Origin of the sequence: Kribbella hippodromi (assembly GCF_039531045.1) — a bacterium.
GTDB lineage: Bacteria > Actinomycetota > Actinomycetes > Propionibacteriales > Kribbellaceae > Kribbella > Kribbella hippodromi.
This window is the reverse complement of the sequence record NZ_BAAAPH010000013.1, coordinates 190,962-202,624: the sequence shown is the minus strand read 5'-3', so window position 1 is coordinate 202,624 and position 11,663 is coordinate 190,962. Positions and strand designations below refer to the sequence as shown.

Genomic DNA, 11,663 nt, shown 5'->3' with positions numbered 1-11,663 from the left:
GCGAATACTCGGCATCAGCGGGGGTGGCGGGATTAGCATTGCCCGCGAATGTAAATCGCCGATCGCCCGCCGAGTCCCAGGAGCATCCCGTCGTGCGCACACCCCGTCTAGTGCCGGTGGCTGTCGCGCTGGTTCTGGTGGGCACGGTTGTGGCGGTCTGGCGGCCTTGGGAGAGTTCGGCTGACGCGGCGCGCGAGCCGGAGGGGATCGCGATCTCGCGGAGTCAGTGCGGTCAGGGCTGGAGCGATCCGAAGGCGGGGCGGCAGACGATCGTCGTGCACAACACCGGGTCCGCGGCCGCGGAGGTCGATCTGGTCGAGGTCGGCAGCGGCAAGGTGTACGGCGAGGTGGAGGGCCTTGGGCCGAACACCAGCGCGCCGATGGACGTGCAGCTGGGCGCCGGAAAGTACGCGATCCGGTGTTTGATCGAGGACACGGATCCGATTACGGGGCCGACTGTCGCGGTGGCGGGTGACGGTGTTGGTGGGGCGGCTGCGGTTCCGGTGACGAAGAACGACATGTTGCCGTTGGTGAAGAAGTACGAGGCTTCCGTTGCGTCCGGGGTTGCTGTGCTTGCGGTGAAGACGGACAAGTTGCGGGCCGATGTGGGTGCGGGGGATCTGGCGGCGGCTCGGGTGGACTGGTTGGGCGCCCACTTGGCGTACAACTCGCTTGGGGCTGCTTATGGGGCGTTCGGGGACTTCGCGGATCAGATCGACGGGGCGGACGCGGGGTTTCATCCGTTGGAGAAGGGGTTGTGGCACGGGGCGCCGGCCGCGGCGCTGAAGCCGGTCGTGGATCGGTTGGCGGCCGCGGTCCATGGGTTGCAGGCTGATCTGCCGAAGGAGCAGGTTGATCCGGATGATCTGGGTCTGCGCGCGCACGAGATCATGGAGAACGCGCTGCAGTTCGAGCTGACCGGGGAGAACGATCAGGGCAGCGGTACGTCACTGAACACCGCGCTGGCGAACTTGAACGGTACGGCGACGGTGCTCGCGATCCTCAATCCCGTCCTCCAACCGCGCTACCCGGAGCTTCCTCAGGTGCGGAAGTGGGAGGCCCGCGTACGAGCCCTGCTGACCGCCCACCAAAACACCCCAGTCACCCAACTCAACCCCACCACCCGAGAACAACTGAACGGCGCCGTCGGCCAACTCCTGGAGCTGCTCGCTCCAGTAGCCACCCTCTGTGAAGTCAGGAGAGGATGATGAAGCCTGAGCGCGGGGGTGTCGGCCGTCGCTCTTTCCTGCGTGGGGCGCTCGCGGGCGCCGGCGCGGCAGCTGTCACCGGTGCGGCAGTCGCCGACTCGACCACGGCCGCCGCCGGGCCGGCGGGTGCTCTGCAGCCGGTTCCGTTCCATGGGGTGCGTCAGGCTGGGGTTACTACTGGGCAGCAGCGGCAGGCTGTGTTTGCGGCGTTTGATGTGGTTGCTGTGGGCAAGGGTGAGTTGAGGGACTTGTTCAGGACCTTGACCGAGCGGGCGCGGTTACTGACTACTGGCGGCGCGCTTCCGCCGGTCGGGATCACCGCGCCGCCGGCCGACTCGGGCGTACTCGGACCGGACATGCCCGCCGACGACCTGACGATCACGGTCGGTGTCGGCGCATCGCTCTTCGACGACCGCTACGGTCTGAAGGACCGCAAGCCGGCCAAGTTGACCGCGATGAAAGAGTTCCCGAACGACACCCTCGATGCGAGCTTGTGCCACGGCGACCTCAGCCTCCAACTCTGCGCGAGCGACACCGACACCGTCCTGCACGCGCTCCGCGACCTCGCCCGCCACACCCGCGGCGGAATGCAGCTCCGCTGGCGGATCGACGGCTTCCACAGCCCGCCGCGCCCATCCGGTACGCCCCGCAACCTGATGGGCTTCAAGGACGGCATCGTCAACCCGGCCGAGTCGGACTACGACAAACTGGTCTGGGTCGGCCGTGGCAACGGCGAACCACCCTGGACCGAGGGCGGCACGTACCAAGTACTCCGGCAGATCCGGATGCTGGTCGAGTTCTGGGACCGGGTGTCGATCGGTGAGCAGGAGAACATGTTCGGCCGGCGCCGCGACTCCGGTGCACCACTGGACGGCAACCACGAAACCGACAGCCCGGACTACGCGGCCGATCCGACCGGTGGTGCGATCCCGTTGACCAGTCACATCCGCCGCGCCAACCCGCGTACGCCGGAGACGGCTTCCAGTCAGTTCCTGCGTCGCGGCTACAACTACGACAAGGGCATCGACTCGGTCGGTGACCTGGACCTGGGGCTGTTGTTCTGCGGGTACCAGCAGGACATCGCCCGGCAGTTCGAGGCCGTGCAGACACGCCTAGTCGACGAGCCACTCGCCGACTACATCCGGCCGGTCGGTGGCGGCTACTTCTTTGTACTTCCCGGCGTCCGGGACGGCAACGACTACTTCGCAAGGTCGCTGCTGGAGTGAGTTACCCAGAAGGAGAAGGCATGCGCGCAAGACTCCGGGTCGCGGCGACGGCTGCCGCGGCCGCTTCCGGCCTGGTGCTGGCTGCGGGTTGCAGCGGCACCACTCATCAACTGACCAACGCCGCGTACCAGCTGGACGCCGCGGCGTACCAGCACCCGGTGCGGACGACCACGCCGATCAAGCACGTGGTGGTGATCTTCGGCGAGAACATCTCGTTCGACCACTACTTCGGTACGTATCCCAACGCCACCAACGAAAACGGCACGCCCTTCACCCCGGCCCGCCACACGCCCAAGGTGAACGGTCTGTCCAAGCAGCTGCTGACGAACAACCCGAACGCGTACAACCCGAAGCGCCTCGCGCCGTCGCAGGCACTGACCTGCGACCAGAACCACGGGTACTCCGCGGAGCAGAAGGCGGTCAACGGCGGCAAGATGGACAAGTTCGTCGAGAACACCGAGACGGACAAGTGCACCGGCCAGCCCGTACTGTTCGGCGAGCCCGGACTGGTGATGGACTACTACGACGGCAACACCGTCACCGCGATGTGGAACTACGCCCAGCACTACGCGCTCAGCGACAACTCGTTCGACAGTGTGTACGGTCCGTCCACGCCCGGCGCGATCAACCTGATCTCCGGGCAGACCCACGGCGTTCAGGCCATCGACCCGAAGACCGGCAAGCCGACCACGGACGCGTACGCGGTGCAGTCGCCGGACGCGAACGGGATCGGGACCATGACCAACGACCCCGACCCGTACTACGACGACTGCTCGAACAACAACGGCAAGTCGGCGAACAACCTGGCCGTGATGCACGGGCAGAACATCGGCGACCTGCTGAACCGGCAGCACGTCACCTGGGGCTGGTTCCAGGGCGGGTTCAAGCCGACCGGAACGGCCAACGACAAGGCGGTCTGCGGTACGCAGCACACCAACGTCGGCGGCAACGCGGTGAACGACTACAGCCCGCACCACGAGCCGTTCCAGTACTACCAGTCGACCGCGAACCCGAAGCACCTGCCGCCGTCGTCGGTGGCCGCGATCGGCAAGACCGACCAGGCCAACCACCAGTACGACACCTCCGACTTCGACGCGGCCGTTGCCGCGAACAACCTGCCCGCGGTCAGCTTCCTGAAGGCCGGCGAATACCAGGACGGCCACGCCGGGTACTCCGACCCGCTGGACGAGCAGGCGTTCGTGGTGAAGGAGATCAACCAGCTGCAGAAGTCCAAGGAATGGTCGTCGACCGCGGTCGTGCTGGCGTACGACGACTCCGACGGCTGGTACGACCACGTGAAGGCACCGGTGGTGAACGGTTCCCACGATGCGGCGCTCGACCAGGCCGCACTGTGCGGTACGAAGCCGGCCGCCGGCGGGTACGCGGATCGTTGTGGGTACGGCCCGCGGCTGCCGCTGCTGGTCGTCTCGCCCTACGCGAAGGTCAACCACGTCGACCATTCGCTGACCGACCAGACCTCGGTGCTGAAGTTCATCGAGGACAACTGGCGGACCGGCCGGATCGGCGACCACTCGTTCGACCAGCGGGCCGGCAGCATGAACGGCATGTTCAGCTTCTGGGGACACCCGAGCGGCAAGAAGCTGATCCTGGATCCGAAGACCGGCGCCGTCGTCCGCTGACAACACCTCCGCGCTGAGAACAGCGCCCGCGCTGAGAACAGCCCCGCCCTGCAGGCTTTTACCTGCGGGGCGGGCTCAGTGGTCGGCGAAGAAATCGTCGATCAGCGCGTTGACTTCCTTGGGTGATTCGAGCGCGGCCAAGTGCGCCGACCGCTCGAGCACGACGAACCGGGCGCCCGGGATCACGTCCGTCATCTGCTTCGTCTCCGCGACCGGGAACGTCTGATCCTCGGCGCCGGCGACGACCAGCACCGGGGTCCGGATCGCGCGGAACAGTGCTCGTTGGTCAGGCCTACGAGGTACGACGCTGGTGACCGCGTGCATTCCGGACCGGACGTTCACCTGGTGGACCAGCTCGTTGACCTTGGCAACAACATCCGGTTTCTCGCGTATCGCGGTGGGGCCGAGGAAGGCGCCCAGCACCGGTCGGGTCAGTGGGCCACGGATTCCGCCGAGAAGCTGGGCCGACCGGGTCAGCACTCCGTACTCGAAGCGCTGCCGGCGGCCCGCGGGGGAGGCGGCCGCGTTCATCAGGACGGCGCGGCCGGTCCGGTCCGGGTGCAGGGCGGCGAAGGTGCCGCCGATCATGCCGCCCCAGCTGTTCCCGATCAGGTGGACCTTGTCGACTCCAAGATTGTCAACAATCTGCAGTACCACCTGCGCGCACTCCGCGAAGCTGAACGGCTTTGTCAACAATGCACTGCCGCCGTGCCCAGGTGGATCGACCAGGATCACCTGGAAGCGCCTGGCGAAGTGCTCGGCCTGCGCGGACCAGAGCGTGCCGTCCATCAACAGGCTCGGCCAGAACAGCATCGCGGCGCCGGACCCGTCGATCCGCAAGCGAATCCGGCCCAGTACGGTCTCGACGTACCGATCCTGCATGCCAGAACGCTACCGGTCAGAGCGGCGGCACGGACTCCATCAGGCGCGTCGTCAACGCACGGATGCAGTCGACCAGCTCCGGCGGCGACTGCACCTCGAACGGCAGCCCGAGCGCACCGAGATGCAGTGCGAGCTGTTCGAGTGAGTTCGCCCCGGTCTCGACCAGCGTGGTCGACTCGTCGATCGGTGTCACCGCGGCGACATGCGTCCCGTACACGTCCGCGACCTGCTCGGCCGGTGCATGGACCAGGATGCGGGCCTGATGCCGGTAGGCCCCGGAGGCGACGCCGCGGGTCGTGGTTGCCAGGTCCGGCGCTTCCCGTGGGGTGAAGCGCGGTCCGGTCGGAATCCGCGGCTCGAGCCGGTCAAGCCGGAACGTACGCCAGTCCTCCCGGTCCAAGTCCCACGCCACCAAGTACCACCGGCGACCGGTGTGTACGAGCCGGTGCGGCTCAGTTGTCCGCGTGGACGCCGTGCCGTCGTGGTTGCGGTAGTCGAACCGGAGCCGCTGGTGGTCGCGACAGGTAGCAGCTACCGCTAGCAATACGTCAGGCTGTACGGCCGGACCGCTCTCCGGGGTGACTGCGATCTGCTGCAACAGCTCGATCCGGTGCCGCAGCCGGGACGGCAGTACTTGTTCGAGCTTGGTGAGCGCCCGGACCGACGACTCCTGGGTCCCGGCCACTGTGCCGGTCGCTGCGGCCCGCAGCCCGACCGCCACGGCCACCGCCTCCTCGTCGTCGAGCAGCAGTGGCGGCAGCGAGGCGCCGGCGCCCAGGCGGTAGCCGGCCACCCCAGAGACAGCATCGACCGGGTAGCCAAGGTTGCGCAGCTTGTCGACGTCGCGCCGGACTGTGCGGACGCCCACGCCGAGCTCCTCGGCCAGGGCGGCGCCACTCCACTCCTTGGGTTGCTGCAGGAGCGACAGAAGCCGGAGCAGTCGAGCGGAAGTTTCGAGCATGCTGACAGTTTGCCAGCAAGCTAGGACCGGAGCTGTCCTAACCGGTTGAAAGACTGAAGTCATGATCAAGCCGTTCAGCATCGACATCCCGCAGAGCACCCTCGACGACCTCGCCGCCAAGCTGGCGAGCGCCCGCCTCCCCGCGCCGCTGCCCGGCGACGACTGGACCACCGGCGTCCCGGTGTCCTGGCTGTCGGACCTGGTCGAGTACTGGCGCACTTCGTACGACTGGCGTGCCGCCGAGAAGGAGCTCAACTCGTACCCGCAGTTCACCACCGAGATCGAAGGGCAGCGGATCCACTTCATCCACGTACGCTCCGCGGAGCCCGGCGCGCTGCCGCTGATGCTCACGCACGGCTGGCCGGGATCGATTGTGGAGTTCCTGGACCTGATCGGCCCGCTGACCGACCCGGTCACGCACGGCGGGCAGGCGGCGGACGCGTTCCATGTGGTGATTCCGGCGCTTCCCGGGTTCGGGTTCTCCGGGCCGACCGTTGACGGCAACTGGACGTTCCCGCGGATCGGGCGGGTGTGGGCCGAGCTGATGAGCCGGCTCGGGTACGAGCGGTTCGGCGTTCAGGGCGGTGACCTCGGGGGATCGGTGTCACCGGAGGTCGCCCGGGCGGTGCCGGAGCGGGTGGTCGGCGTACACACCAACGGCGGGACGAACCTGCCGCCGCTGGAACTGCCCGAGGACGAACTGAAGACGCTGACCCCGCTGGAGCAGGACAAGATGGCGCGGATCGGGCGCTTCATGCAGGAGGAGTTCGGGTACATCTCGATCCAGTCGACCCGGCCGCAGACGCTGGCGTACGGGCTGGTCGACTCGCCGGTCGCGCAACTCGCCTGGATCATGGACAAGTTCCACGCCTGGACCCACCCGGCCGAAACCTTGCCTGAGGCAATCATCAGCAAGGACCGGCTGCTCACGAACGTGATGATGTACTGGCTGACCGGTACCGGTGGTTCGGCGGCGTACATCGGGTACGCGCAGCCGCGGGACTGGTCGCCGCGGCCGAACTCGGGTGTGCCGACCGCGGTGCTGGCGCTCGCGCACGACGTGGCGATCCGGCGGTACTGCGAGACCTCGAACACCATCACCCGGTGGACGGATGTCGATCACGGCGGGCATTTCGCGGCGCTGGAGGTACCGGACCTGCTGCTCGGCGATGTCCGGGAGTTCTTCCGCGAATTGCGGTGAAATGTGACTGAGAGTGACATTTCGGGCGCGGGTGGTGGCTCGGAGTGGATTCTCAGGTGATTCCTTGGTTCAGCCGATGGAGTTCTCAGTCTGGCGCGCTCTACTCGTAGTAGAGGGACTTGGCTGAGGAGGGCGACGGCAATGAGCGAGAGCGGCGGGCAGTACGGGGGCGGACAGCAGTCCGGTGGGCCGCAACAGGGTGGACCGCAGTACGGCGCTTCGTACGGTGGTGGTCAGTACAGCGGGCCGCGGTACGGGCAGCCGTACTACGGTGGTCAGCCGCCGTACGGTGGGCAGCCGTACTACCCGTTCGGCCCGCCGCCGCAGCCGCCGAAGAAGCACCGGCGGCGGTTGCTCGGTGCCGGCGTACTCGGTCTGGCCGCCGTTCTGGTCGCCGGATCGGTTGCCTGGGGCATCGATCAGCGCGCCGACCGGAGCAGCTCGCAGCTGTCCCAGAAGGCCTTCGACGCATCAACCGTGGCGGCCGACGTGTCGCCGGGCCTGGTCGACGTGAACACCGTGCTCGGGTATGAGGGCGCACGGGCCGCCGGTACCGGGATCGTGCTCACCTCCGACGGCGAGGTGCTCACCAACCACCACGTGGTCGAAGGCGCCACCGCGATCAGCGTGACCGACATCGGCAACGGGAAGACGTACACCGCGAGCGTCGCCGGGTACGACACGCAGCACGACATCGCCGTCCTGAAGCTGAAGGACGCGTCCGGGCTGCAGACCGCGAAGACCGGGAACTCCGACCAGGTCAAGGTCGGCGACCAGGTGGTCGGGGTCGGCAACGCGGGCGGCGCCGGCGGTGCGCCGAGCTACGCGAGCGGAAAGGTGACCGCGCTCGGCCAGGCGATCACCGCGACCGACCAGAACGGGCAGGACCCGGAGAACCTGAAGAACCTGATCCAGACCAACGCGAACATCCAGGCCGGCGACTCCGGCGGCCCGCTGGTGAACGCGAGCGGCCAGGTGGTCGGGGTCGACGTCGCGGGCGGCAGCGCGAACGGCGGCGGGCAGGGCTACCGGGGGCAGACCTCGGCGAGTACCGCGCACGCGGCCACCGCGACGCTGGCGGCGGCGGGCGACAACGGGTACGGGTTCGGGAACGGTCAGGACAACGGGTACGGCGACGGAAACGGCTTCCCGTTCGGCGGCTTCGGTGACGGCAACGGATCGGGGAACGGGAACGGTTCTGGCAACGGCGACGGTTCTGGCAACGGAAACGGCGGCGGCTTCGGCCAGGGCGACGGCACGGGCAATGGCTCCGGCAATGGCTCCGGCAATGGCTCCGGCAATGGTTCCGGCAATGGTCAGGGCACGACGACCGAGGGGTACGCGATCCCGATCAACGAGGCGCTCTCCATCGCGCAGCAGATCGAGAACGGCAAGTCCTCGTCGGCAGTCCACATCGGCGACTCCGCGATGCTCGGTGTCTCGGTCGTCACCACGCCCGGCACCACCGGCGCGGTCGTCGGCGACGTACTCTCCACCGGCCACGCGGCCGCGGCCGGCATCTCCGCCGGTGACGTGATCACCTCCTTCGCCGGTCACGCGGTCGACTCCCCGGACGCGCTGTCCAAGCTGCTGAACAACCAGCACCCGGGCGACAAGGTCGAGGTCGGCTGGACCGACCAATCCGGTCAGACCCACAAGACCACCATCGAACTCATCACCGGCCCGGTCCGCTGACGCCGTACCCCCTCCACAGCGGACCGCCCCGATCGGGCCCCGCGCTCCCCTCCCCCTCGAGCGCCCGGGCCCGATCGGCCTATCCACCCGATCCCCCCCAACCCCGCCCACCCCAAACCGCTCGGCGCGCATAACCACCCATTCCAGGCGCACACCCCGTTACCCGTTAACACCGGTGGATATCCACTGCTGTGGTGGGTTCTCCACCGGTACACGAGTGGAGAACCCACCACACGAGTGGAGAACCCACCACGCGAGCAGATCCCCGCGCACCGCTGACCCGCGCAGCACCTATGCCGCGCAGCGCACACCTACCGGCGTCTCGGCTTGGCGGCTGGCGGGTTATGTGACTGCTGGCGCACTGCAACCCGCCAGCGGTCAAACAACCCCGCCAGTGGTGACGCAACCTGCTGGGTGTACGAGGTTGGTGCAGGTGTTCGAGGCCGGCGTGGGTGAGCGTGGGTGAGGCGGTGGGCCGGGGATGGCGGGAGCGGGTTGGGGCGCCCAAGACGCGCTTGACGAACCGAGTGGGAGCCCCGCCGATGACCCCGCTGGTGAACCCCCGTTGGTGAACGCCTGGGCGCCCGGCGGTGAACCCCCGGCGGTGAACCTCCGGCGGGTGATCCTCCGGCGGGTGATCCTCCGGCGGGTGATCCTGCGGCGGGGGAAGCCCGGAGGAAACCTCGGGCGGTGGGCGGGATCACTTTCGGGTGGGGTGAACGAGCGTTTACGATCGTTGGGTAAACGCCCGTTCACCCCCGTGAGGACTCCGCGCTTGACCGTCCGTCCTGTTGTTCATCCGCGGCTGATACTGGCCGCGCTTGCGTTCTGTGGTGTGCTCGTCTCGGTCAGTCAGACGATCGTCGTGCCGCTGCTGCCTGTGCTGCCCGGCATCACCCACAGCCCGCCGGCCGACGTGACCTGGCTGATCACCGTCACGCTGCTCACCGGCGCCGTCTTCACCCCGCTGCTCGGCCGCGCCGGCGACATGTACGGCAAGCGCCGCGTGCTGCTGATCGCCCTGGCGTCGATGGTGATCGGTTCACTGCTCTGCGCCAGCAGCTCCGACCTGACCGTATTGATCGTCGGCCGCGCATTTCAGGGCGCGGCAGTCGCGGTCGTACCGCTCGGGATCAGCATCCTGCGCGACGAACTGCCGCCCGGCCGGGTGATCCCCGCGATCGCGATGATGAGCGCGACGCTCGGTGTCGGCGCCGCGTTCGGCATCCCGGCGGCGACGCTGGTGGTCGAGTACGCCAACTGGCACACGATGTTCTGGATCAATCTCGGCCTCGGCCTGCTCGACATCGTGCTCGTGCTGCTGATCGTTCCCGAGTCCGCGGTCCGCAGCCGCGGGCGCTTCGACATCCTCGGTGCCGTCGGCCTCAGCGCGTTCCTGGTCTGCCTGCTGCTCGCGGTCTCGAAGAGCAGCAGCTGGAGTACGACGACCGTCATCGGCCTGTACGCGATCGCCGTCCTGATGGTCCCGCTCTGGGGCTGGTACGAACTGCGGACGAAGAGCCCACTGGTCGACCTCCGCGTCTCCGCGAAACCGGCCGTGCTCTTCACGAATCTCGGCGCCCTCCTGATCGGCTTCGCGTTCTATGCGAACTCGCTCTCGACCGCCCAACTCGTCCAAGAGCCGACCTGGACCGGGTACGGGCTCGGCGAATCCATCGTGGTGAGTGGACTCTGCCTGCTGCCCGGCGGGGTCGCGATGGTGCTGCTCTCGCCGGTGTCCGCGCGGATCTCCAACGCACGCGGGCCGCGGTTCACGCTGACGATCGCGTCCGTACTGATGGCCGCCGGGTACGTCGTGCGCTTGTTCACCACCTCGAACGTGGCCGGCATCGTGATCGGCGCGACCGTGGTCTCGGCGGGTACGGCCGTGGCGTACTCGGCACTGCCCGCCCTGATCATGCATGCTGTGCCGGTGACCGAAACCGCCGCCGCCAACGGCCTGAACACGCTGATGCGGACGATCGGGTCCGCGATCTGCAGCACGGTCGTGGCCACCGTGCTGGCGAACATCACGATCACCGACGGCGGCCGGGTCGCGCCCGCGCTGGCCGCGTACCGGATCGTGTTCGTGGTCGCCGGGATCGCGGCCGTGGTCGCGGCCGGGCTGGCGTTGCTGATCCCGGTCCGTCGCGCCGAGCCCGTGTACGAGGTGGTCAGGACGTGACCGATCCGGGGCGGACGTCGATCCTGCGGGCGGCCCGGAAGGCGTTCGCGCGGGAGCCGTACAACGCGGTCACGCTGCGCGGGGTCGCCGCCGACGCCGGCGTCAGCGCCGCCCTGATCGTCAAGCACTACGGCAGCAAGGAAGCGCTCTTCGAGAAGGTCGCCGACTTCAGCGAGGCGGCTCAGCTGCTGCTGCAGGCGCCGAACGAGCGGCTCGGCGAGCACGCGGTCCGGACCTTGGTCGAGTACCGCCGCGAGAACGACCAGGACCTGCTGGTCCGGGTCGTGTTCGCGGCCGGGAAGGGTGACGAGCGGGCCCAGATCCGCGAGCACTTCCGCGACCAGGTCACCCGCGCTTTCGCCGCCCGGCTGACCGGCCCGGACGCCGAGCTGCGGGCCGCGCTGATCACCGGTCAGCTGCTCGGCCTCGGCGCCGCGATCGCGATCGACAAGACCGGCCCGATCGCCTCCGCGGACCTGGATCAGGTAGTCGCCATGTACGCGCCAGGACTCCAGGCGCTGATCACTCCTTGAAACACCGTCTTACAATGTGATCTGAGGTGCTCGCCGAGGGCGGTGCCGCCGCTAGCATGGACGATCCAGGCCGAGAGGCGCTGCAACGGGCCGACGGCCCGCCACGCTCGACCTGAGTGCATCGCCGGTGAA

Annotated in this window: 9 protein-coding genes; 7 read left to right on the top strand and 2 right to left on the bottom strand. The window is 68.1% G+C overall.

What is annotated here, in order from left to right; translation table 11 throughout:
* Positions 1-92: 92 nt before the first annotated feature.
* From ABD260_RS21365 to ABD260_RS21355, 3 genes are read left to right on the top strand one after another with little or no spacing between them, the layout of a single operon-like run.
* Complete coding sequence (locus tag ABD260_RS21365) at positions 93-1,208, top strand: imelysin family protein (RefSeq protein ID WP_344235528.1); 1,116 nt, start codon at positions 93-95, stop codon at positions 1,206-1,208.
* The gene (gene efeB, locus ABD260_RS21360; RefSeq protein ID WP_344235526.1) at positions 1,208-2,434 is read left to right on the top strand and encodes an iron uptake transporter deferrochelatase/peroxidase subunit; all 1,227 of its coding nucleotides are present in this window, start codon (positions 1,208-1,210) and stop codon (positions 2,432-2,434) included. The genes ABD260_RS21365 and efeB overlap by 1 nt, the downstream gene beginning before the upstream one ends.
* 20 nt (positions 2,435-2,454) lie before the next feature.
* Positions 2,455-4,074, top strand: a complete 1,620-nt coding sequence (locus ABD260_RS21355; protein WP_344235524.1) for a phospholipase C — start codon at positions 2,455-2,457, stop codon at positions 4,072-4,074.
* A 75-nt stretch (positions 4,075-4,149) separates the two neighbouring features.
* Here the strand turns inward: ABD260_RS21355 and ABD260_RS21350 are convergent, their stop codons facing one another.
* Both ABD260_RS21350 and ABD260_RS21345 read right to left on the bottom strand, forming a co-directional pair.
* On the bottom strand, positions 4,150-4,956 hold the full coding sequence (locus ABD260_RS21350; protein WP_344235522.1) for an alpha/beta fold hydrolase: 807 nt from the start codon (positions 4,954-4,956) through the stop codon (positions 4,150-4,152).
* A gap of 16 nt (positions 4,957-4,972) precedes the next feature.
* Positions 4,973-5,917 carry a helix-turn-helix transcriptional regulator gene (locus ABD260_RS21345; RefSeq protein ID WP_344235520.1) on the bottom strand — a complete coding sequence of 315 codons (945 nt, stop codon included), beginning with the start codon at positions 5,915-5,917 and terminating at the stop codon, positions 4,973-4,975.
* 61 nt (positions 5,918-5,978) lie between these two features.
* On the opposite strand from ABD260_RS21345, the gene ABD260_RS21340 reads away from it, so the two are divergent.
* The 4 genes from ABD260_RS21340 (at position 5,979) to ABD260_RS21325 (ending at position 11,531) form a co-directional block, all read left to right on the top strand.
* Complete coding sequence (locus ABD260_RS21340) at positions 5,979-7,118, top strand: epoxide hydrolase family protein (protein WP_344235518.1); 1,140 nt, start codon at positions 5,979-5,981, stop codon at positions 7,116-7,118.
* Between the two features lie 141 nt (positions 7,119-7,259).
* Positions 7,260-8,813 (top strand): S1C family serine protease, encoded by a 1,554-nt coding sequence (locus ABD260_RS21335; RefSeq protein ID WP_344235516.1) that lies wholly within the window; start codon positions 7,260-7,262, stop codon positions 8,811-8,813.
* A 775-nt stretch (positions 8,814-9,588) separates the two neighbouring features.
* Complete coding sequence (locus ABD260_RS21330) at positions 9,589-10,998, top strand: MFS transporter (protein WP_344235514.1); 1,410 nt, start codon at positions 9,589-9,591, stop codon at positions 10,996-10,998.
* Positions 10,995-11,531, top strand: coding sequence for a TetR/AcrR family transcriptional regulator (locus tag ABD260_RS21325; protein ID WP_344235512.1), 537 nt, complete (start codon positions 10,995-10,997; stop codon positions 11,529-11,531). Before ABD260_RS21330 ends, ABD260_RS21325 begins: the two co-directional genes overlap by 4 nt.
* The last annotated feature ends 132 nt before the right edge of the window (positions 11,532-11,663 follow it).